This is a genomic window from Falsibacillus albus (assembly GCF_003668575.1).
Taxonomy (GTDB): Bacteria; Bacillota; Bacilli; order Bacillales; family DSM-25281; genus Falsibacillus; species Falsibacillus albus.
Genome location: NZ_RCVZ01000008.1, coordinates 1 through 22,621 on the forward strand (window position 1 = coordinate 1; position 22,621 = coordinate 22,621).

The window sequence follows — 22,621 nt, forward strand, 5'->3', positions numbered from 1 at the left end:
ATTATCGCCGGAAGTGATGGATAAAAAGCGATTAGTGATGGATAAATCGGCAAAAGTGATGGATAAATCCCCGGAAGTGTCGGAGAAACTCAGCTTAGTGATGGAAACACCGCAAATAGAGAAGAAATCCCTAATCCAGGGTGACATCCAGGGTGACAGGCACCATCCAGAAAATGGATGGTGCCTGTCACCCTTTCCACCCTTAAAAATTTTTCCCCCTGGTTGAAATCTTCTAATATTTTCAATTATTATGTGATACAATGAACAATGGGTCGAAATTTAGCGAATATTAGAGAAAAAGGAGGAGTAGGATGGTTTCGGATTTTGGTCAGCATGCATTGATCAGCATTATTTCGCACCTCGTGTTTATCGGTATTACGTTTTGGGCGCTTCAAGCATTGAATTTTGAGAAATTCATAAGGGCGAATCACGTTTTCCAAGCCCGTTTATTATATATATTATTGACCATTGCGATCGGGTCTACGGTAAGTAATTTTTTCCTTGATTACCTGCTATGGTCCCAGCAGCTTCCGTTGATGCTGCAACTTGTCACACTTCTGTAAAAAATAGGTCTTCCTGCATGTTCCCAACCGGAATATAATTGATTATGATTTGTTTTGCATTGATTTTTTAGACGTAAAAAACAGCCCGTTTACATATGTCTAAATGTGACGAGAATTCCCATGTATGCTCTGATTCTTAGTGGAAAGAATGGTACTAAGAGGGGGAGAAACATGTATAAAAAATGGAGAAAAGCAGTCATTATTCCTATAGCGGCAGTGACTTTAGGTTTTATATATTTTTTATTGGGGAATACAACAACCAATGCAGCAAAACAAGGCATAGATCTTTGGCGAATGGCAGAGGCGGTTCAACATGACAACGGGAAGGTCATTGAATGGTCTCTACATACAAGAGAAACGTTAAACATTGAGAACGCTGGGCAATTCCGTGCAAAAATGGAAAAGCTTCAGGAGACATTTCCTCAATGGGACTGGAAGCAAGATGAAAAGAAAGACCGCTTTGCGGCGGTGGGAACTTCAGTTTCAGCAAATTCCAACTTCCATGAAAAAATTCAATTGCTCTCGACCCTCAAAAATGGACAACGGTTTTCGTATATTCTCTATGAGGTCTCGGGTCAAAATTGGAGTAAAGAAGAAGCCCAATTGATCAAAGAAAAATTCCCGAAGCAATTGGCTCTAATTTACAAGGAAAAACCTGTGATTTTCTCTTGTATCAAAGGCGAATTCAATGATAAGATTGATCATGTTTTATCGAAATACGCCAGTGATATGCTCAAAGAATTCCATGCCGAAGAAAAAGAATCTTTGAAAGAAAAGGATTTCTATTCTGTTTCTGCATATTCACCAGATTTTACGCAAGCCGTTCCTTTAAGGAACACCGAGATGAATGTACAAATTGGCCTTAGGAAAAGTGGAATGGGCGCTAAGACGACCATCGTTATTGGCACACCCATCCTTACGATTGAATATTAATATATAGAAATTGGACGCGGAGGGGAATACTCTTGGAAAAGATCATCGTCCGCGGTGGTAATCAGTTGAACGGTACGGTAAAGGTTGAAGGAGCAAAAAATGCCGTATTGCCTGTTATTGCCGCAACATTATTAGCTAGTGAAGGTAAAAGCATTATACGTGATGTACCTACTCTCTCCGATGTATATACAATTAATGAAGTATTGCGCTCTTTGAATGCGGACGTTGCGTTCAAGGATGATTATATTGTTGTGGATGCATCAAGAGAGTTGAATATTGAAGCACGATTCGAATATGTACGCAAAATGCGCGCTTCCGTCTTGGTCATGGGTCCTCTTTTGGCCCGCCAAGGAAAAGCACGTGTGGCGCTGCCAGGCGGTTGTGCAATAGGATCACGTCCGATTGATTTACACTTAAAAGGCTTTGAAGCAATGGGAGCGAAAGTGAAAGTTGGAAATGGATTTATTGAAGCCGAAGTCGAAGACAGACTTCACGGGGCGAAAATCTATCTTGACTTCCCAAGTGTTGGAGCTACACAGAACATCATGATGGCTGCTGCTATGGCAAAAGGCACATCTACGATTGAAAACTGTGCAAAAGAACCTGAAATTGTTGATTTAGCTAACTATTTAAATAAAATGGGTGCCAAAGTGAAGGGCGCAGGTACGGGAACCATCCGTATCGAAGGTGTGGATCGTCTCGTTGGTGCCGATCATAACATTATACCTGACCGCATCGAAGCAGGAACGTTCATGGTAGCGGCAGCTGTGACAGGCGGAGATGTCCTTGTTCAAGGTGCAGTGCCTGAACATCTCTCTTCCCTTGTGGCAAAAATGGAAGAGATGGGTGTGACCATCATTGAAGAACAGGATGGATTGCGCGTCATCGGTCCGGATAAACTGAAGGCAGTCGATATCAAAACGATGCCTCACCCTGGATTCCCGACAGACATGCAGTCGCAAATGATGTCCCTTTTGCTATGTGCAGAAGGAACCGGCATGATTACAGAAACTGTATTTGAAAATCGTTTTATGCATGTGGAAGAATTCCGCCGCATGAACGCAGATATTAAAATCGAAGGCCGTTCCGTCATCATGAATGGTCCAAGTCAGTTGCAGGGTGCTGAAGTTGCCGCAACGGATCTTCGCGCAGCAGCGGCATTGATCATTGCAGGATTGAAAGCGGATGGCTACACACGTGTAACCGAATTGAAGCACTTAGACCGCGGTTATTTGAATTTCCATAATAAACTGGCTGCGCTTGGTGCAGACATCGAACGCATCAATGAAGCAGACGAAACGGTAAAAACCGATTATGTAAAAGACTTAAACGCATAAAGAGAAACATCTCAGAACTTCATCGACGATGGATATCTGAGGTGTTTTTTTATTGCTTGCAATCTATGAAACTATTGATTGAAACGAAAATCAATTATTCTACTAAAAATAAAAAAATCCGCTGTCGCCAGCGGATTCCACATCTATAGTATTTTTAGGGAGAATACTAGTTTTGAAGTCAAAATTGTAGGAAATTTATCAGAAAAAAATTACTTGTTATGCTTATCAATCAAGTCTTATTGAATACCGACCGCATCAAACGATTTATTGACGGCGTTCACTTCTGCAGATCCTGCACCGTATAAATCGGTCGCTGCTTGGACAGCCGCAGCACGTGCCTGGCTGAACGTCGCATTGGATGTTAAGTAGACGGTATTCATGCGGTAGTAGATCGCGCCAAGCTTGTCACGGCCGATTCCAGGTACCGTCACGCCGTATTGAGAGCCGCCTTCGCTAAGTAAATAAGCGGCTTTGTTGATAATGCTGCTGTTCGTATGAACACCGCCATTATCATCCGTACCCGTGTAGCGTTTGGAGTAATTGTCTGGATATCCATATTTCGCGGGATCGCTCATGGAACGAAGGGCATCGTTTGGAACACCCGGCGTATAAATATCCTCGCCAATCTCGAAATCTGGGTTTTTGCCATTATAGAACTCTATCAACGTACCAAACACATCGGATAATGCTTCGTTCAGTGCACCGGATTCGTTTTGATAGACAAGTCCGGAGCTGGATTCAGTCACAGCATGCGTAAGCTCATGACCGACAACATCGATTCCGCCGGAGAAGAAAGTAAAGTTCGTTCCGTCGCCATCACCGTAAACCATTTGCGAACCATTCCAGAACGCGTTGTTATAGTTGTTTCCATAATGGACGGATGATTTGATTGCAGCGCCGTGATTATCATAAGAATTGCGTCCAAATTTCTTTTTATAATAATCATACGTCACGCCAGCATAGTAGTGGGCATCCACAGCGGCCGCATCGGCTGACGCATTATAGACGTTGTCGCTATCTTTCCAAAGGGTGCCCGGCAGGAATAGATCAGGGAGCAGCCAATAGCTTGACATATCATACGTGAAAATGCCCGATCCCCTTGTGTTATCCTGCAAGTAATACATACCATTGGACAGTGTCGTATTCAGTGATTTTGTATCACCAAGCACACCTTTGCCTGTTCCGACGGCATTCGTGCCAGACACTTCATCCATATTATTGAACTTGTTTAAAATCGTTCCATCGTTTGCGTCAATGAAATAGTTCCAGTTCCCAGGTTCAGGTGAAAGGAAATTCAAGTTAACCAGGTAAGCATAGTGCGCCGAGTCATCCTTTGTATAGACAACAAGCTCACCTTTCGGCTCTTTCTCAAGCTTTGGCTCGAAGCCGAGATCTTTTTTGGCGATCTTCACGGCCTTTTTGGCGTTCACTTTTTTCGCTTCCGTCAAAGCATGCTTTTCCTCCAACTGCGGCTGAACCGTCCCGGAGACGACATTCAACACGCCTTGATCATCGACGACGCCAACTTGCGTCGATCCCCAAACAGGAACTCCGTTGTAAAGCTGCTGGAGACGGACAACCGTTTTACCGAGCGAATCCTTGGAGACATCCAATACTTTGAATGAATCCTTCGCTGCTTTGGTTCCAAAACGGAACTTGTCCTTATGCATGTCCAAATATTGAAGGACGACCTGCTTTGCATCCAAACTAGTCGGAGACGTCAGATCACCGGATATAAATTCAGGTGAACCGATATGCTGATTCATTTTTACTTTTTCAGCACCATTCTGAGCTGCAAAAGCATGTGGTGAAAAGCTGCTGGAAACAAGTCCTAAAGCCAGTCCAACTCCCAGCCATTTCTTTTTGTTCATTGGCTGCATCCACCCCTTTTCTGGAAAATATTTATATTCGAAAAAAATCATATCACGTCGAAATGATTATTCATATAATTCCGATAACAATTGATAGGATGGTAATGATTTGCCCTATGGTGGATGGTGGAAACTAGTGCAGCGGGCAGGGGACAAGCTTGAATTCAATGGGAGGATAGAATGGAAAAATATTCTTTTGATAATAAATAAAAGGGATAAAAGCGGAGAAAAAACGTGAAATAGGTCGTTTGATGGACGGGAAAATCGTCGAATCATAAAATTTTTTTGAAAAATATCTATTAAATGATTCGTTTTTCTGGCATAAAAGCTTGTCCGCAGCCATATGTTGAAATGAGGGTTGGGCAATGGATTTGCTTATACCCTTAAGGCTGTTTTCTTCATGATCATCGCTTTAATAAAAGGTGGTGCAGCAGCATCGACCGCAGCACGCGGCCGATTTGAACCTGTCCTTTTTTAAGGCGTCACATCAATGAAACCACGCCTACCTCAATATCTGTATTGGAGGCATCAAGCATGAAACAAAACAAATTTATCCTTTTAATCGTCGCGGTCTTACTCGTCCTAACATTTGCTGTTCCATCCCTGCTCGTTCTTCCTTTCTCAGATGGAAACGCGAATGGCAAGCTTGATGAACGTCTATCACTGAAATCAAAAAAAGCTGATAACAGCTGGATGACGAAGGGTCCGGCCGTAGCCGTATTTCGATCGGAACAGAAAAAGGTAGAGAAGCTGCCCATCGAAGAATATGTCATCGGGGTGGTGGCATCCGAAATGAGCGCTGAGTTCGATGAGGAAGCATTGAAGGCGCAAGCGCTTGCCGCCAGGACCTATATCATCAGCCATCTCATGAACAAGGATAGCGGCGGAGTCCCCGATGGCGCGGACGTCACGGATACCGTCCAACATCAAGTATACAAAAATTTGGATGACTTAAAACGAATTTGGGGCAGCGACTACGATTGGAAGCTGAAAAAAGTAACCTCAGCGGTCAAAGCCACTGCCGGACAAATCATTACGTATAAAGATGAGCCGATCAATGCAGCCTTTTTCTCGACGAGCAACGGCTATACAGAAAACTCGCAGGATTATTGGGAAAACACAGTACCTTATCTGCAAAGCGTAGCGAGCCCGTGGGATAAAGAATCTCCTAAATATACCGCACAGAAGACGATAAGCATCAGTGACTTTGAAAAGGAACTTGGCGTGAAGCTTGGTAACAGCGGATCCGTCGGCACCATCACTTCCAGAACACCAGGCAAACGCGTCGGCACCATCGAAATCGGTGGGAAGAAATTCACAGGACGCGAAGTCAGGGAGAAACTGGCATTGAACTCATCGGACTTCAGCTGGGTAAGAAAAGGCGATCACCTCATCATCACCACCAAAGGCTATGGCCACGGGGTCGGCATGAGCCAATACGGCGCCGACGGCATGGCCAAACAAGGAAAAAACTACAAACAAATCCTCGCCTACTACTATAAAGGCATCCAGATCACCTCAGACGACAAATACGTAACCAAAGTCACAGCCAGCAAATAACAAAACTAGGGTGACAGGCACCATCCATTTTCTGGATGGTGCCTGTCACCCTAAATCTTTTTTAGATTTTTTTCCGAGTTTATACATATATAAATGGGTTTTGTCGAAAACTAAGAACTAAAAAATTTTTTTGAAAAATGTATATAATTTCTCACACCTGTTCAGAATGATTGCTGAGGTGATGGAAAATGAGAGAGGAAGAAAAGAAACGATCTTCTCAAAGCTTCTTTAAAAAACGTTGGGTATTCCCAGCAATGTATCTTGTAAGTGCAGCGATCCTAATTACAGCAATCCTATGGTATCAAGCTGCCAATAATGATGTCGCTCAGCCAAAGGGTAACGGGGATGACCAGTTAGCAAACAATGAGTATAACAATCCATCGGTAGAAGTTAATAGTGCTTTAGAAAACTTCAAAATGCCAGTGGAAGATCAAGACGCAGCAGTCATCGAAAAGCAATTCTATGATTACAATGCATCTGAAGAAGATCAGGAAGCAGCACTCGTTGTCTACAACAATTCGTATCATCCAAACCGCGGAATCGATATCACAATGAAAGACAATAAAGGCTTCGATGTGGTAGCGGCCATGAGCGGTACAGTTACAAATGTTAAAGAAGATTCGTTATTAGGAAACGTCATAGAAATTGAGCATGAGAAAGGCGTAGTGACTCAATATCAATCCGTTAAGGACTTCAAAGTTCAGGTTGGCGACCAAGTGAAACAAGGCGATGTCATCGCGAGTGCAGGAGAAAGTTTATACAATGAAGAAGCAGGTACACACGTACACTTCGAAATCCGTAAAGACAACAATCCTGTGAACCCAATTGAATTCTTTGGCAAATCTCTTGCTGATTTAGACGCAAAAGTGAAAGAAGACGCTGAAAAAGCAAAAGCCAATGTAAAAGAAGACCAATCAACTGGAAGCCAAACATCTGACGACCAATCCGGCACTGATCAATCTTCAGATAAAAAATCAGATGATCAATCAGGCCAAACCGGAGATCAAAAATCAGATGACCAAAAGTCCGGTGATAACGCTGACCAATCTGGCACAGACAACTCTGGTTCAGACAATGCTGGCCAAGACAACGGCGCATCAGACGAAACACAAGACAGCGGCAACTAATAACATCAAAATTAAACTTACCTGATTCACCAGGGTGGCCCCCTGGTGACAGGCACCAAGGTAGATAGGTTAACCGAATGCGGTGGCTTATCTACCTTTTTTATTGTGAAAATATGGTATAGTGGTGGAAAAAGAGGGGGGAGAACTTTCAATGAAAACACTGCTATTAACGGGATTTGAACCATTTTTGGGCCATCCGATCAACCCAACAGAACAAATCGTGAAGGAGCTGGATGGAAAAGAAACCGGAGACTATCAGATTAAAGGCAAGCTGCTGCCGGTCGATTTTGCGGAGGCGCAGGGACAGTTTGTTTCTTATATGAATGATCTTCAGCATGACGCGGTGATCTCGCTTGGGCTGGCAGCGGGCCGCGAATGCATCACTCCAGAGCGAGTTGCCATCAACATTCGCGACGGCGAACCTGACAACAAAGGAAATGCGCATCAGGACGCTCTCATTGAAGAAAATGGACCGGCTGCCTATTTCTCCACGCTGCCAATTCGAGCAATGGTCGAAGAATTGAATGCTGCAGGACTTCCTGCCAAAATCTCCAATACAGCAGGCACCTACCTCTGCAACAACATCATGTACTCCATGCTCCATGAGTTAGAATCCCGCAATATGACCGTACCTGCAGGGTTCATCCATGTTCCGGCCTCACATGACCTTGTCGTCAAAGGCTCCAGGGCTATGCCAAGCTGGTCTCAGGCTGATTTGACGAAAGCGATTGAAATAATGATTGGTGTTTTAGCCGGTCCCTGAGGGGACTGGCTTTTTTATTTTGGAGAAAAATGAATTGGGGAAGGAGGTGATTGAAAAATTGCGGATAGTGATGGAAATATCGCCGGAAGTGATGGAGAAAATCCCGATTGTGATGGAGAAAATGGGTTCTGTGATGGAATTATGGCTGAAAGTGATGGAATCGACTCAAAATCGTCCCCGATCCGACGCAAATTCGCATAAATTTGTCTATTACTGAAGGTGGAGACTTGGGAAATTTCATTTAAGATGCAAATGGAGTCGATCCGGAAAGAGGTTTTCATCAAAATGCTTTTGGACAAATTGAGGTGTGCCTCCAGGAGAAGCGAAATCGGTGGAGTGATGGAATAAATGGCGGATAATGATAGAAATATCGCCGGAAGTGATGGAGAAATTCCCGATTGTGATGGAGAAAATCGGTTTTGTGATGGAATTATGGCTGAAAGTGATGGAATCGCCTCAGAATCGTCCCCGATCCGACGCAAATTCGCATAAATTTGTCTATTACTGAAGGTGGAGACTCGGGAAATTTCATTTAAGATGCAAATGGAGTCGATCCGGGAAGAGGTTTTCAACCAAAAAGTCCTTGGACAAAATGAGGTGTGCCTCCAGGAGAAGCGAAACCGGTGGAGTGATGGAATAAATGGCGGATAGTGATGGAAATATCGCCGGAAGTGATGGAGAAAATTGGTTTTGTGATGGAATTATGGCTAAAAGTGATGGAATCGCCTCAAAATCGTCCCCGATCTGACGCAAATTCGCATAAATTTGTCTATTACTGAAGGTGGAGACTCGGGAAATTTCATTTAAGATGAAAATAGAGTCTATCCGGGAAGTGGTTTACATCAAAAATGCCTTTGGACAAATCTGAGGTGTGCCTCCAGGAGAAGCGGAATCGGTAGAGTGATGAAAAAAAAGCGGATAGTGATGGAAATATCGCCGGAAGTGATGGAGAAATTCCCGATTGTGATGGAGAAAATCGGTTTTGTGATGGAATTATGGCTGAAAGTGATGGAATCGCCTCATCATTCATCACGGAATCCCCTTCCCCAACTTGTTCCTCTGGATTTTTTTGAGAGAAATAAAGGAATTTCATCAGCATTTAAAGAAAATAGATGAAAAACAATTAAAGGAGTGATGATTTGATTGTAAAAGAGCTGCAAATCCCACGGAAGGTGATCATACTTGAAGCCTTACTAAGAAGACTTCCAAAAACCCATCCCCAAAGGTTGAAAATCGAGGAAGAAAGAGCTCGGAGTATGGCTGGATACAAGGGGGAGCAGACAATTGACTATCATCTTAGAAGTTTGGAAGACCAGAAATACTATATTTTTCATGATGTTCGGCTAAAGGAACGTAAAGACTACTATTTTCAAATTGATATCCTCATCCTTTCCCCATATTTCATCCTCATTCTTGAGGTCAAAAACATTTCCGGCACATTGACGTTCAATCAAAATTTTAAACAACTCATCAGAACAACAAGCGATGGGGTGGAAGACTGTTTTCCAGATCCGATCCTTCAGGTATCCGAACAGGAATATCAGTTGAAACATTGGCTTGAACAATTTAACTTCGCCTCCATTCCCGTCCTATCCCTCATTGTCATCACCAACTCATCTTCCCAAATCAGAATGGAGCCTTTTGATAAAAAGGTGTTGAACAAAGTGGTCCGTAATAAAATGCTTCGGACGAAAATAAATGAATTTGAAAAGATTTATCGAGACGAAAAATTCTCAGGAAAAGAGATGAGAAAGATAAAAAAGTTAATCTTAAAGCACCATACAGAGTACGATTACCCGGCTTTGGAAAAGTTCAACATTTCGCCATCAGAGCTTATCACAGGTATACATTGTCCGCATTGTTCAACATTGCCGATGGTCAGGGAAATGAGATCATGGTCCTGCAGCCATTGCCATCATCAATCGAAGGTGGCATTTTTACCATCGATCATGGATTATGTGCTGCTCGTAAAACAGGAATTCACAAATAGAGATATCCGATATTTCCTCAATATCGCTTCAGAACAAACCTCCCTCAGACTATTGACCTCAAACGGACACATTAAACCCATCGGCGACACAAAAAACCGAAAATATCATATGAAAATCTCGCCAACTCTCGACACATTTCTCAGGAAATAAACATGAGCTATGCTCCTAGGTGCCTGTCACCAGAAGGGCATAGCTGCCAAATAACGACTTCAGCCCTGTACCAAAGTGACAGGCACCACCATTCAGCCCCACCACTTGGTGCCTGTCACCAAAGTGCCACCCTTAAGGCTATGATGAGAAAAAGATTAAAAATTTTCTAATAATCCTTGTCCTTATTGTGCTTTTCGTGCATATATCGTCAACCAAGCTAATAAACTGATACAAACCTGACAATAAAAAGAGAGTGTTTGAGGTGAAGAGTCGTTAATAAGCAGAGCTCATTGGGTCGCAGACATGTTTAATCCTTGTAATGACAGAAGGTTCGATCACTTCTGCCGCATACATATTTCGAAGTCGCTCCACCCCCATTTTTGATTGGGAGGGAGAAATGCTTCGTCAATGCGGGATACAGTACTCCGTCGAAGTGAAAGCGGGTCTCATTTCACACTTCTCACATCCAATTTAGGGAGGTAGAGTGGTGTGCACGATTACATCAAAGAGAGAACTATCAAGATTGGAAAGTATATCGTGGAGACGAGAAAAACAGTTCGCGTGATTGCGAAGGAGTTTGGCGTGTCCAAAAGTACTGTCCATAAAGACCTCACAGAACGGCTGCCGGAAATTAACCCGGAGCTTGCCAACGAAGTAAAAGTGATCCTCGATTATCATAAATCAATCCGTCATCTACGTGGAGGCGAAGCTACAAAACAGAAGTATGCAAAAGAAGAATTTGAAGGGGAAGCAGTAAAATGAGAAAAGGGAGGCAAACCGCGATTCGGCGGAATGCTCCCTTTTTTATTTATCATAGATTGTTGTTTTACAAGTTATTTCGATTGGTGAGGTATGTGCGAGGCTTCGAAAATCAACAACCTTAACCTCTCACTCATATCAATAAAAACTTCAAAGTAACACAATTGTGAACATATTGAAAAATATTTGTCAATTCATTCCTCTAAGACATAAATTTGTGATAAAATGTTCAATTAGGGAACTAAACTTCTTTCATTGAAACAGAACATTAAAAAACAAATCATACCCTATAGATAAAGCGTTGATATGATCAGGAAGGAGCACTTTTGGATGTTTGCAAAAGATATTGGAATTGACTTAGGAACTGCGAATGTTTTGATTCATGTAAAGGGCCGCGGAATTGTTTTAAATGAACCATCTGTCGTTGCAATCGACAAAAACACAAACAAAGTTTTGGCCGTCGGAGAAGAGGCGCGAAGAATGGTAGGGCGTACACCAGGGAACATTGTCGCCATCCGTCCATTGAAGGATGGGGTCATTGCAGACTTTGATGTAACCGAATCCATGTTGAAGCACTTCATTAACAAATTGAATGTAAAAGGATTTTTATCCAAGCCCCGCATTTTGATTTGCTGCCCGACGAACATCACAAGTGTTGAGCAAAAAGCAATCAGGGAAGCGGCTGAAAAAAGCGGCGGAAAGAAAATTTATTTGGAAGAAGAACCAAAAGTGGCTGCAATCGGTGCTGGAATGGACATTTTTCAGCCTAGCGGAAACATGGTCGTCGATATCGGCGGCGGAACGACGGATATCGCCGTTCTTTCCATGGGTGACATTGTCACATCGGCCTCCATCAAAATGGCCGGAGATAAATTCGACAGTGAAATCTTGAGCTATATTAAAAAACAGTACAAGCTTCTGATCGGTGAACGCACGGCAGAAGACATCAAGATGAAAATCGGTACGGTCTTCCCAGGCTCCCGTTCGGAAGAAATGGAAATCCGCGGCCGTGACATGGTGACAGGTTTGCCGCGCACGATCACAATCCATTCCGAGGAAATTGAAGGGGCTTTGCGTGAATCTGTAGCAATCATCGTTCAAGCCGCAAAGAATGTGCTTGAAAAAACTCCTCCTGAACTATCAGCGGACATCATTGACCGCGGCGTAATCGTAACTGGCGGCGGAGCACTGCTGCACGGCTTCGACCAGCTGTTGGCAGAAGAATTAAAAGTTCCAGTTCTAGTTGCAGAAAATCCGATGGACTGTGTCGCGATCGGAACAGGCGTCATGCTCGAAAACATGGACAAACTCCCAAGAAAATCATTGGCATAAACTTAAATGAACGGACAAGCAGGAAAACTGCCTGTTCGTTTTTTTGTTCAGCCCTACCCCTTTGGTGCCTGTCACCAACTCCGCTCCATCTTTCGATCGGAAACTTCACCTTTTCGCCAAAAAATGACAGAAGCAGTTGAAAAAAGGCAAATTTTCTGTGTCTTTGTCGACATCTATCCTTTATAATGGAAGGTAGGATATTTAGAACGTGTATGAGGTGAGAGGATGCTTCGAGGATTTTATACGGCAGCTTCAGGAATGATTGCGCAGCAGAGAAGGACCGAAATGTTGACGAATAATATGGCGAATGCAAACACCCCTGGATTCAAAGCAGATCAGTCATCGATGAGGGCTTTTCCGGAGATGCTTTTGAGCAGGATTGAAAATGCATCGATCCCGACTGAGAAGACATTGAATTTGATGACTTCCAATCGACTTGATACCGGCAAGGATGGAACGGGGTTGAATCTGGGAGTTTACATGCAGGAGGCGAATCCTTTATTCAGTCAAGGCGACCTGCAATCGACGGACCGCACTACCGATTTGGCCATTGAGGATATCAACATGCCAATGAATCAGGACACCGATAGACCTGGCAGTGTCTTTTTTGCCGTGCAAGATGCGGACGGACACCCCCGCTACACGCGAAACGGCAATTTTACAATTGATGCCAAGGGATTTTTGACGACGTCCAATGGGCTCTATGTCCTAAATGATCAAGGGAAGCCGATCCAGCTCGACAGCGATCAATTCACCATCAATGAAAACGGCCAAATTGCAGCAAACGGCAAGAGTTACGGCAGAATCGGCATTGGCTACTCAGATAACCCTGAAATGATGAATAAGCAGGGGGACGGACTATTTTATCTGGATAAAAATGCAGCGCTGCCTTCTGCCTACGATCCAAAGAAAGCACCGAATGTTGATTTTCAAATCAAGCAGGGCTTCATAGAGGGTTCGAATGTGGACTCATCGAAAACGATGACCGATCTACTGACGGCATACCGCGCTTTTGAAGCCAATCAAAAGGTGCTGCAGGCTTATGATAAAAGTATGGATAAGGCGGTCAATGAAGTGGGCCGCGTGAACGGATAATAGTTGAAATGAAGGGAGGCGATCGGTTTGAATAGACAAATGATCACCGCGACAAATACGCTTGGACAAATCCAGAAGCAGATGGACATCCTTTCCAACAATATGGCCAACCTCCAGACGAATGGCTATAAAAAACGGGAAGCATATTTTTCGGATATGCTGTTTCAACAATTTGATAATCAGCCGACTGAAAAAGATGAAGTTGAACAAGGCCAGAGCAAACGCCGGACTCCACTCCAAATCCGGCAGGGTACCGGTGCTAGACTGGGACAAGCGGAGATGAACATGTCGCAGGGAGCCCTGAAAGCAACCGATCGTCCGCTTGATATTGCTTTTACAAAAGCCGATCAGTTCTTGAAAGTACTGGTTCAAGACGATAAAGGGAGTAAGGTGCAGTTCACAAGGGATGGCGCACTGCAGCTTTCGCCGGTCAGTGGAAGCGAGACGATGCTGGTGAACAGTGACGGCAGACCGGTGCTTGATGAAAAGGAGCAGCCGATCATCATCAATGGCAGTGTTAAGGATACAAAGTTTACCGAGAATGGAGAGTTCATTGTCCATTTGGATTCGGGGCAAACGGAATCGTTCCAGCTTGGCGTGATTTCGGTGAAAAAACCGCAGTTCCTTGAGCAAAAGGGAAATAATTTAGTGGGGCTGCCGGAAAACATGAATTCATTAGGCGTAAAAGCAAATGATATATACACAGATATGACAGGTAACAATCGCGGGAGTATTGCGATTCAACAAGGCAGCCTCGAGCAGTCGAACGTTGATTTAAGCAAAGAAATGTCACAGCTGATCAGTTTACAGCGGTCCTATCAGTTCCAGGCAAGGGCGATCACGATGGCCGATCAAATGATGGGATTAGTGAATGGCATACGTTAGAAGGAGTTTTGCAATATGACAGTCAAGGATATCCAACCACAGCAAGAATCAAAAACAAGGGAAGAGCATAGAAAACAATCCAAAAATACAGAGAAAACCGAATCAGCGAACCGCCGGAAAAAAGTGCGGATCCGTTTGATTCCTATTTGGCTGCGGATCATCATTGTCATCCTTCTCATTCTTCTTAGCGTTGGATCAGGCGCCGTCGTCGGATATGGAGTGATAGGGGACGGCAATCCAAAGGACACATTTAAAAAATCCACATGGACTCATATATACGACCTAGTCAACAAAAGATAAAGGGAGGCCCGCCGCCTCTCTTTATTTATGGCGGCGGAATGGTTAAGGGGTGGCCCTTTGGTGACAGGCACCAAGGTACATAGCTACCTAAACCGTTTTTTGATACAATAAGATAAGTCGAATCTAGGGTGACAGGCACCATCCAATTTCTGGATGGTGCCTGTCACCCCCTTACAAAATCAGGAGGTTACATACATGCTAGATATTCAGCAGATAAAAGAGATTATCCCTCATCGTTATCCGTTTTTGTTAGTGGATCGCATTTTAGAGGTTGAAGAGGGGAAAAGGGCGATTGGCCTGAAAAATGTATCGGCCAATGAGGAGTTCTTTAATGGCCATTTTCCGAATTACCCTGTCATGCCGGGAGTACTGATCGTGGAAGCGTTGGCTCAGGTTGGTGCCGTTGCGATGCTTAAAAAAGAAGACAATCGCGGCCGATTGGCGTTTTTCACGGGCATTGACAACTGCCGCTTCAAAAAGCAAGTGAAGCCTGGCGACCAGCTTCGTTTAGAAGTGGAAATGGTGCGTGTCCGCGGACCGATTGGGAAAGGAAAAGCCGTGGCAACCGTTGACGGCGAAATCGTCTGCGAAACAGAGCTCATGTTTGCCCTCGGGGATAAGCAGGAATAATAAGCTATGCACCCGGGTGCCTGTCACCAGGGTGCAGGGCTGTTGAGTGCCTGTCACCAAAGTGCCAGGGTTGATATTTGTATTGCTCATTTTGTGAATTTACAGTAAAATTCAATAATGGATTAAAAATTCTATTCTTCCATAATTTTTATGGTTGCACTTCTGTCTGTTTATGCTCAGGCAGGTTTACATATATGATATAGTAATAATAAATTTGCGTGGATAATATTTTAATAGGGGGGTACTTTACAGATGTTTAAAGGTTTATCTCAGGGTGTTAAGATAAGTATCACTCGCTCAATTTCAACCGCGTTTGAACAATATATGTCGAGAATTGAATGGGCTGAAGATAGATTCAATCTACAGGATTTTATTCAGGACTGGAAAGAGTACATACATACAAATTCCTCATGGTACGGCAAAATTGATGAGCAAACCAAGAATGACCCTGTCTTTCATCAGGAATTAGCCAATAAAATCAACGAGACGATCGAAAAGATTCTTTCCGAAGAACCTACCAAGGAACAAATTGAAGAAATTGAAGAACTCCAATCGCAATCGGGGAAAGAATTTTCTTATTCCTGCAAAGCAGAAGCGAAATATGTGGCTGAGCAGTTGAATGAGGAATTAAAAAAAAAGCAGAACAGCTAGGGCCTGCCTCTGAAACGGATCTCGATTATGCGTCGCTTTTATATAATCTAATATACGGCGAAGAACTGCCTCAAAGAAATTATCAACAAAGAGATATCCAATATATTATTAAGATGCTTTTACACAATCATAAATTTAATGAGGATCAGTTGTATTCAAGTGTTGTTCATTAGATTTAAGCATGCAATATGTTAAACAGCTGTCATCAATCAAGAAGGCAGCTGTTTTTAGTTAGGCTTGATTTTTTGTGGTCTGGTTGGGAGCCTCCTTGGATAAGAGCTCCAGGTTTTCATGACTCTGCTTTTTCTCTACGACAATCACTCCAATAAACAGCGGAAACGGGCAAAATATCAACACCAAGCTTTAACATAGACTTAAATTAAAGGAATATACCAGTGGTCTTTAATGCAGGAACTGCCGTTTTCGGACGTAGATAATAGGGCAAACTGGGTGGAAGCATATATTGAGAAACTTGCTTCCAAAGGAATCGTCTTTGGAAAAACAGCATCCAACTATGCTCCATCAGTATCAATGACCAGAGGAGAACTCGCAGTCATCAGAAACTTTCTGATTATCAAGATCACAACAGCTTTCCTGCCTGGGCAACAAAGGATATTGAAAAAATGCTTCAATTTAATATCATGACAGGTCACGCAAATGGGACTTTTAGTCTTTATGAAAATACCGATCGCGCGCAAATGGCCAAAATCATTGCTCAATTCCTTGAATTCTGGAATACCTGCCGTCATTTACTAGATGGCAGGTATTTATTTATGATAGAATCAATAAAAATCAAAAAACAAATGGAAATTTTTTGATATTTTATAAGAAATAATTCATAATAGATAGTAATATGTAACCTGTTGAAATGAATTGATAAAAAGGAGGATTTCATTTTAAAGAATAAAAACCTGTGTGAAAATCCTGATTCAAAGATTGAATAAGTTGATTTCATTTTACATTTATTGAACAAGAAAATAGAAAGGGAGAATGCAGGCTGAATTGATTGAAGAGGATGATGTGAATTCCATAGGTAAAATATACTGAATATTTCGCCTTATTCCTCCAGTATTCTACAAAAAAAATTTCCCGTTAGTACAGTTGCCTCCACAAGTTACGTTTTAGATTGTTTTTTAAATGGTTATTGTCAAAAAATACAATAAAAAAATGTTTTTTGGATGACAAAAAAGAACAAAAATCGAACGCGTATTCTTTTATAATTAGTAAAAAAGTGGGACGAGATACCAGAAAAAGGCAAACTTATTGAAAAGTAAGGACGCAAAGCTACAGATCTAAGGTGGTAATCACTAGGATGGCTGAGCTGCCTGAAATACTATAAGTATTTTAGGAGGGGAAAACCTGTGGAGATAAAAGAACTGGATAAGGAATGGGTCGCATTGATTGATGAAGCATTGAAGATAGGTCTGACGGAGGAAGAAATTCGTTCTTTTTTACAAACAGCTGCATTAAAAAAGTGAGGGGGTGAAATGCCCCTCACTTTTGATTTTGCTTCCATTTATTGAATTCAATGAATTCCTTGAATTCCTGTTTGGAAATCCCAGATTTCATAGCATCCTCTACGAGTCTCATCCAATCAGAATCCAAATCCTTTTCGTTGACTGTCTCTTGGATAAGTGAATCGATTGGCACATATAAGGCTGCTGCCACTTTTTCTAAAAATTGAACAGAAGGATTCGTCTGCATATTCCGTTCAATAGAGCTAAGATAAGACTTCGCCACACCCGCTTTTTCAGCCAGTTCAGACATGGACATTTTTCTCTCTTTACGCAATTGGTTGATACGATCTCCAATCATCATGGTCCATCATCCTCATTCCCTTTTTTTGTTAACTTAAATTTTAGCATAGAAAACATAGTTGTTCTATATATTGAACGATAATTTTACAAAAATATTTCCAGAATCGAAAGTTATTGTTTGACCTTTTTAGGGATTTTTGGTTTTGAGATCATTTTTTCCTTGAATTCATGCAAAAGTTCGTCTCCACTATATCCCCTTTCCATGAGATCCCCCAAAAGCAGTTCAGCATATTCACTGCGCGGCTTCTTCAAATGACCTTCTAATAACACGCTGATATCGCCGTCCATTTTTTTGATGCATTGGATATGCATACTGAAAAAAGCCGGGTCGTTGGCTGGGTGTGTAATCACGACTTGAACATCGAGATCTTCGGGGTTTTCCTGAAGATCTCGAAAATAATCATAATGCTCCCCATCAAGGAAAGCCTCTGCAAGCCATGTATGATGCTCGTCCTCTTTATTGATGATCAAACCATCCTTGATCGGCAATTCCAAAAAATCTCCGTCCTCGGCTAATTGCAGCGTAATTAATTTAAAGGTTTTCATAGCGCTGAACCCCCAATGATTGATTTATAAAAATTATACCACACCGATTTCTCTAGAAAAAATTTTGTAAAACATGAAAATTGTATTATGAGTATTGTTTTGTCCATTATTTTTACTTTTTCCGTTCTAAAATGCAAGTATGTGCAGTTTTCCATATCCCAAAATTCAATTATCGCAATTTTACGAGGAAGTCCAAACTCGGTAAGCTAGTCTTACATTCTGAGAAAGGAGTTGAACCGAGTTTGATTAACCAAGTGACGTTAGTGGGAAGGTTAACCAAAAAGCCGGATCTTAGGTACACCTCGGAAGGGAAGGCGGTTTTGAATGTAACGCTAGCGGTCAACCGGCCATACCGGAATAGCCAAGGGACTTCAGACGCGGACTTTGTGTTATGTACGTTGTGGAACCGTACAGCAGAGAACACGGCCAAGTACTGCAATAAAGGCTCTGTCCTGGGTGTGACCGGAAGAATACACACGAGGCACTATGAAAATTCACAGGGAAAACGGGTTTATGTGACAGAGGTGCAAGCGGATTCGGTTAAGTTTCTGGGAGGGAGACCCGCCGAAGACCGCGAGCTGCAGTCAGTGATGACGGATGTGAAGAGGTGAATAAGATAAAAGCTTGGCTTCAAGAGCATATAGGAGGTGGCTGGTTGGATAATCGACAGTATCAGCAAATAGCCAGAATCGAACATTTAATTGAGGAACTCATCAGAATCATCGGCAATTCCAATCAACAAATTCATCAATTAACCTGCAAAACTCAGCTTCTGGAACAGGAGCTGCTTCACTTGAAACAAAACCCCATGAACCACAAACAATCATTTATGATGAAACCACGTCAAGCGCGAAAAATTTAGTAAAGGAGTAAGCTTTACCGCCATTTGTCCACGGCGTTAAAAGGACACCCCGCATTACAAACCAATCAACGAGACCCCCGACATAAAATTGCTGTACCCCCAAACCAACCTCAACCATTTAGCCGGTAATCGTGCCCGGCTATTTTTTTGTGTTATTTTGGGGTAAAAAAAGGTGACAGGCACCATCCAGAAAATGGGTATTAGAACGATTTATTGAAAATTAAAAAAGTGTGAGAAATTACGATTGTTCTTGATTAAGAACGAAAAAATAGATAAAACGAACGAAATTCGCCTGATTTGGGATTTTGATATTTATGAAAACGAGAATATACTATTTTTCGGAAGTGTATTCCATATATTATATCGATTCCTGGAGGTATGAAGTATGAAAAAAAAGGTTGGCAGTATTGTAGGTGTTAGTGTTTTAGCGATTTCCATGATGGGAACTTCTGTGTTTGCAAATGAATTGGATTTAGTAAAACAAAACCAAAATTCAAATTATGGCTACGATATTTCATCACATTTCAATGGATTGAATGTTCACCAAAAGCAAGATGGATACAGCCAGGTAGAGGAAAATCAACATGTAAGCGGCTTGGTATTTGGTTCACAAAATCAAAAGTCAACAGATTATTCAGTTGGTTCTCAAAATGCTGACTCCAAAAATCAGGAAGATAGCGAAATAACACAAAGTCAGAAATCACAAAGCTATAAATCCCAATCGGAAAGTACAGAAGGTTTCTTATTTGCATCAAGGCAAAATCAACAGAGCGAGAATACTTCTTTTGCAGATCAATATGCTAAAGGAAAAGCTGATAATCAAAAACAAACAGCATTCCATGATACAATGCAAAATGCTGCAAACTTTGGAATGTTTGGCATGGCTGATCAAAGGCAATCATCGATAAATGTTATGTTGGGTGAAGATGGCCAACCTGGACAAAAACAAATTGCTAGAGGTTCGCACGATAACCAGGCACAATCCAACGTCAATTTAACTTCACAGGAAGCTTTAGCTGCATCAGGTTTAGGCATCACAAAGCAAAACCAAGGGTCATATAATGAATCGTCTGAAACGCAAAAGGCAAAAGGAAAATATAATTCACAAAAACAAAACACTCTAAATGTGACTTCTCAATCTGCAGCTGGAGCGGGAATCATATTTGGCGGCTCAAATCAAAGCCAGCAGTCTAGCAATTTTACGAAACTTAAACAAACTGCGAATGGCATGAATAATAATCAAAAACAAAATACCATGAATGGAACCAGCCAAACGGCATTAGGGGCGGGAGGACTGTTAGGGCTAAATGAGCAATCCCAATCTTCGATGAATGCAGGGCAACAGAAGCAAAAGGCAAAAGGAAATAATATTAATCAAAAACAAACTGGCATTAACGAAACATCCCAAACAGTACTAGGGGCGGGAGGTTTATTCGGGGCTAGTAAGCAATCCCAATCCTCAATGAATTTAGGAGGACAAAAACAGTATGCAAATGGTTCTAACATCAATCAAAAACAAACTGGCATTAATGAAACTTCTCAAACTGCAATGGGAGCAGGAGGATTAGTTGGTGCTAACAAACAAAATCAATCCGCAGCCAATGTTGAATGGGATAAGCAAACAGCTACTGGAGTCGGGAATAAACAAAATCAAAATAGTTGGAATAATACTGAACAAAATCAAGTAGATTTAGCTATCGGTGGCTTAAATAAACAAAACCAAAATGTTGATAACTATGCTGAGAAAAAACAAAAAGCGGATGGAATGGGAATTAATCAAAATCAAGGTTCAATGGTTTATAATTCTCAGTCCCAATCCGGGGTAGGCGCTGGAAGCACTCAATCACAAAATTCCAGTTCAGTGGTAATCCAGAATCAATCCGCATCCAATACAGGGCTAATATTAGAATAACTCTGGAAATCCCCTGATAGGGAAAAAATTTTTAGACGAATCGTTCTTATTAAAGAATGATTCGTCCTCAATAAAGACAAATTATAAGAGATAGGTGAAAAATTTGATCAAACGTTTGCTGGCAATCTTATTCTCATTTCAAATCGTTTTTTATGGAGCAATATCTGCTTCAGCTGCCGAACCACCAGGAAATTCACAATCACAAGAGAAGGATGCAGTCTCTGCTCAAAATACGAGCACCACGCTAGACAATGGCAGTCAAGTCAATCAGGGTCAAGATACAAGTTTAAATGCCTCCCAAAACCAATCATCTAATTCAAGTGATCAAGGAAACTCACAAAATCAAACTGTGAACAGTGGGATAATACAGGATCAGCAAAGTGATGGAAGCCAGGCTGGCCAGGGGCAATCCACTGGAGTTGTTGCCGGGCAAGAGCAGATGATCCACTCAAATGATAGTACAGATGCAGATCAAAACCAAAACGTTGAAACCAACTCTACACAAAACCAGGAAGTTTCGAATGCAACTCTTGATTCTGAAGGACAACAAACATCCATTAAGACTGGCCAGGGCCAGAATGTCACTACTGAACAGGGTGCGAGTATTGGTCAGATGCAGGTAACTGGGATCAATAATACTCAAATTCAAAATACAAACGGGAGTCAAGCGAATCAAAATCAAGAAAGCAATGCGGTTCTGTTCGAGCAGCAATATACTGCTACTGATGGAGCGGCATCGCTGGAGCAGAAGCAGTCATTGGAAGCCGCTTCAGAAAATGGCACAAGCACATCTTCCAAAAAGGCATCAGCTGAGATCAAAGCTGAAACAGAAAATAAATTGGATATTGTAAAATCTGCTGTCGACACAACGATTAAAGTTTTACAAGCGATAAAAATCAATGGTTCCGTGACCAAATGGTTTGAAAAGGAGTTCACACTTGGAGGCGATGAACAAAATTTTCAGCAGGAATATCGCCAAAACTATAATTGGGGATATTTATTGATTAGAAATATTGCTTCTGTGAAAAAGTTAGAAGATGATGCGATAGAAGCCCTTATGGAAAGTCTAATTGTGTTAGAACGATTCAAACCAGTTTCCCCAAGAGCAGTAGATAAATGCAGTATGGATAATGACAATGACTTATTAAATAATTGCTTGGAAGAGACTTATGGAACTGATCCAAATAAAGCTGATTCGGATGGGGATGGTTTGACTGATGGTATGGAGATATTGATCTATAAAACAAATGCATTGAAAAAGGATACAGATGATGACGGCTTAACAGATTACTTTGAAGTTCAATACTATTTGCAATGGAATGGAAGCTTTGACAAAGAGAAAGGGTTCTTGCCAAATGCCCCATTCAATCCATTAAAAGTTGATGCAAATAATAATGGAATAGCCGATGGAAAAGACGATGCAGATGGGGATGGAGTCCAAAACTCGCTAGAACAAAAATTCAAAACCAACCCATTGAAAACTGACTCAGACAACGACGGAATCACGGACTATGATGAAATATTTATTTGAGTAAAG

General features: G+C 42.0%; 27 protein-coding genes, 1 pseudogene and 1 riboswitch. Of the genes and pseudogenes, 25 read left to right on the top strand and 3 right to left on the bottom strand.

Annotation, left to right across the window (positions count from 1 at the left end; genetic code table 11):
• The 4 genes from D9X91_RS22890 to murA form a co-directional block, all read left to right on the top strand.
• Positions 1 to 226, top strand: a 226-nt coding sequence (locus D9X91_RS22890) for a hypothetical protein (RefSeq protein WP_233569783.1), incomplete at its 5' end; no start/stop codon positions are given.
• Between the two features lie 85 nt (positions 227 to 311).
• Positions 312 to 563, top strand: coding sequence for a DUF1146 family protein (locus D9X91_RS12180; RefSeq protein ID WP_121680910.1), 252 nt, complete (start codon positions 312 to 314; stop codon positions 561 to 563).
• A gap of 171 nt (positions 564 to 734) precedes the next feature.
• On the top strand, positions 735 to 1,496 hold the full coding sequence (locus tag D9X91_RS12185) for a YwmB family TATA-box binding protein (protein ID WP_158598301.1): 762 nt from the start codon (positions 735 to 737) through the stop codon (positions 1,494 to 1,496).
• A 32-nt stretch (positions 1,497 to 1,528) separates the two neighbouring features.
• A complete protein-coding gene (murA, locus tag D9X91_RS12190; protein WP_121680912.1) occupies positions 1,529 to 2,833 on the top strand; it encodes a UDP-N-acetylglucosamine 1-carboxyvinyltransferase in 1,305 nt (434 codons plus the stop codon).
• A 236-nt stretch (positions 2,834 to 3,069) separates the two neighbouring features.
• Here murA and D9X91_RS12195 read toward each other — a convergent pair whose 3' ends face one another.
• Positions 3,070 to 4,704, bottom strand: a complete 1,635-nt coding sequence (locus tag D9X91_RS12195; RefSeq protein ID WP_121680913.1) for a M4 family metallopeptidase — start codon at positions 4,702 to 4,704, stop codon at positions 3,070 to 3,072.
• A gap of 534 nt (positions 4,705 to 5,238) precedes the next feature.
• Here D9X91_RS12195 and spoIID point away from each other — a divergent pair.
• The 17 genes and pseudogenes from spoIID (at position 5,239) to D9X91_RS12275 (ending at position 17,425) form a co-directional block, all read left to right on the top strand.
• The gene (gene spoIID / locus D9X91_RS12200) at positions 5,239 to 6,264 is read left to right on the top strand and encodes a stage II sporulation protein D (protein WP_121680914.1); all 1,026 of its coding nucleotides are present in this window, start codon (positions 5,239 to 5,241) and stop codon (positions 6,262 to 6,264) included.
• A gap of 188 nt (positions 6,265 to 6,452) precedes the next feature.
• Positions 6,453 to 7,391 carry a M23 family metallopeptidase gene (locus D9X91_RS12205; protein WP_121680915.1) on the top strand — a complete coding sequence of 313 codons (939 nt, stop codon included), beginning with the start codon at positions 6,453 to 6,455 and terminating at the stop codon, positions 7,389 to 7,391.
• 151 nt (positions 7,392 to 7,542) lie between these two features.
• Positions 7,543 to 8,154 (top strand): pyroglutamyl-peptidase I, encoded by a 612-nt coding sequence (gene pcp / locus D9X91_RS12210; protein ID WP_121680916.1) that lies wholly within the window; start codon positions 7,543 to 7,545, stop codon positions 8,152 to 8,154.
• A 34-nt stretch (positions 8,155 to 8,188) separates the two neighbouring features.
• Positions 8,189 to 8,371: a hypothetical protein gene (locus tag D9X91_RS12215; RefSeq protein ID WP_148709073.1), complete on the top strand. Its 183-nt coding sequence runs from the start codon at positions 8,189 to 8,191 to the stop codon at positions 8,369 to 8,371.
• 131 nt (positions 8,372 to 8,502) lie between these two features.
• On the top strand, positions 8,503 to 8,646 hold the full coding sequence (locus tag D9X91_RS22510; protein WP_158598302.1) for a hypothetical protein: 144 nt from the start codon (positions 8,503 to 8,505) through the stop codon (positions 8,644 to 8,646).
• Positions 8,647 to 9,054: 408 nt separating this feature from the next.
• Positions 9,055 to 9,270: a hypothetical protein gene (locus D9X91_RS12220; RefSeq protein WP_121680918.1), complete on the top strand. Its 216-nt coding sequence runs from the start codon at positions 9,055 to 9,057 to the stop codon at positions 9,268 to 9,270.
• A gap of 23 nt (positions 9,271 to 9,293) precedes the next feature.
• Entirely contained in the window at positions 9,294 to 10,295 is a 1,002-nt protein-coding gene (locus tag D9X91_RS12225) for a nuclease-related domain-containing protein (RefSeq protein WP_121680919.1), read from the top strand.
• A gap of 489 nt (positions 10,296 to 10,784) precedes the next feature.
• Positions 10,785 to 11,057 carry a sporulation transcriptional regulator SpoIIID gene (gene spoIIID / locus D9X91_RS12230; protein WP_121680920.1) on the top strand — a complete coding sequence of 91 codons (273 nt, stop codon included), beginning with the start codon at positions 10,785 to 10,787 and terminating at the stop codon, positions 11,055 to 11,057.
• Between the two features lie 327 nt (positions 11,058 to 11,384).
• Positions 11,385 to 12,386: a rod shape-determining protein gene (mreB, locus tag D9X91_RS12235; protein WP_121680921.1), complete on the top strand. Its 1,002-nt coding sequence runs from the start codon at positions 11,385 to 11,387 to the stop codon at positions 12,384 to 12,386.
• A 225-nt stretch (positions 12,387 to 12,611) separates the two neighbouring features.
• Entirely contained in the window at positions 12,612 to 13,481 is an 870-nt protein-coding gene (locus D9X91_RS12240) for a flagellar hook-basal body protein (RefSeq protein WP_121680922.1), read from the top strand.
• Positions 13,482 to 13,508: 27 nt separating this feature from the next.
• Positions 13,509 to 14,366 (top strand): flagellar hook-basal body protein, encoded by an 858-nt coding sequence (locus D9X91_RS12245; RefSeq protein ID WP_121680923.1) that lies wholly within the window; start codon positions 13,509 to 13,511, stop codon positions 14,364 to 14,366.
• Between the two features lie 15 nt (positions 14,367 to 14,381).
• Positions 14,382 to 14,666, top strand: a complete 285-nt coding sequence (locus D9X91_RS12250) for a DNA-directed RNA polymerase subunit beta (protein ID WP_121680924.1) — start codon at positions 14,382 to 14,384, stop codon at positions 14,664 to 14,666.
• A 195-nt stretch (positions 14,667 to 14,861) separates the two neighbouring features.
• On the top strand, positions 14,862 to 15,296 hold the full coding sequence (gene fabZ, locus D9X91_RS12255) for a 3-hydroxyacyl-ACP dehydratase FabZ (protein WP_121680925.1): 435 nt from the start codon (positions 14,862 to 14,864) through the stop codon (positions 15,294 to 15,296).
• Between the two features lie 252 nt (positions 15,297 to 15,548).
• Entirely contained in the window at positions 15,549 to 15,947 is a 399-nt protein-coding gene (locus tag D9X91_RS12260; protein ID WP_121680926.1) for a hypothetical protein, read from the top strand.
• 405 nt (positions 15,948 to 16,352) lie between these two features.
• Positions 16,353 to 16,487 (top strand): annotated as a pseudogene (locus D9X91_RS23135) (S-layer homology domain-containing protein); the annotation flags it as partial.
• Positions 16,475 to 16,765, top strand: a complete 291-nt coding sequence (locus D9X91_RS12270; RefSeq protein ID WP_267900815.1) for an S-layer homology domain-containing protein — start codon at positions 16,475 to 16,477, stop codon at positions 16,763 to 16,765. The pseudogene D9X91_RS23135 and the gene D9X91_RS12270, both read left to right, overlap by 13 nt.
• Positions 16,766 to 17,190: 425 nt before the next feature.
• Positions 17,191 to 17,276: riboswitch (cyclic di-GMP riboswitch) on the top strand.
• Positions 17,277 to 17,308: 32 nt separating this feature from the next.
• Complete coding sequence (locus D9X91_RS12275) at positions 17,309 to 17,425, top strand: anti-repressor SinI family protein (protein ID WP_121680929.1); 117 nt, start codon at positions 17,309 to 17,311, stop codon at positions 17,423 to 17,425.
• Positions 17,426 to 17,441: 16 nt separating this feature from the next.
• On the opposite strand, the gene D9X91_RS12280 is transcribed toward D9X91_RS12275, so the two are convergent.
• Together D9X91_RS12280 and D9X91_RS12285 are read right to left on the bottom strand one after the other, a co-directional pair.
• Positions 17,442 to 17,762 (bottom strand): helix-turn-helix domain-containing protein, encoded by a 321-nt coding sequence (locus D9X91_RS12280; protein ID WP_121681067.1) that lies wholly within the window; start codon positions 17,760 to 17,762, stop codon positions 17,442 to 17,444.
• Between the two features lie 113 nt (positions 17,763 to 17,875).
• Positions 17,876 to 18,310: a YwpF-like family protein gene (locus tag D9X91_RS12285; protein ID WP_121680930.1), complete on the bottom strand. Its 435-nt coding sequence runs from the start codon at positions 18,308 to 18,310 to the stop codon at positions 17,876 to 17,878.
• Between the two features lie 242 nt (positions 18,311 to 18,552).
• On the opposite strand from D9X91_RS12285, the gene D9X91_RS12290 reads away from it, so the two are divergent.
• From D9X91_RS12290 to D9X91_RS12305, 4 genes are all read left to right on the top strand, one after another.
• Positions 18,553 to 18,921 (top strand): single-stranded DNA-binding protein, encoded by a 369-nt coding sequence (locus D9X91_RS12290; protein WP_121680931.1) that lies wholly within the window; start codon positions 18,553 to 18,555, stop codon positions 18,919 to 18,921.
• A gap of 44 nt (positions 18,922 to 18,965) precedes the next feature.
• Positions 18,966 to 19,172 carry a hypothetical protein gene (locus D9X91_RS12295; protein ID WP_121680932.1) on the top strand — a complete coding sequence of 69 codons (207 nt, stop codon included), beginning with the start codon at positions 18,966 to 18,968 and terminating at the stop codon, positions 19,170 to 19,172.
• Between the two features lie 385 nt (positions 19,173 to 19,557).
• A complete protein-coding gene (locus tag D9X91_RS12300; RefSeq protein ID WP_121680933.1) occupies positions 19,558 to 21,084 on the top strand; it encodes a hypothetical protein in 1,527 nt (508 codons plus the stop codon).
• A gap of 103 nt (positions 21,085 to 21,187) precedes the next feature.
• Positions 21,188 to 22,615: a hypothetical protein gene (locus D9X91_RS12305; RefSeq protein WP_121680934.1), complete on the top strand. Its 1,428-nt coding sequence runs from the start codon at positions 21,188 to 21,190 to the stop codon at positions 22,613 to 22,615.
• The last annotated feature ends 6 nt before the right edge of the window (positions 22,616 to 22,621 follow it).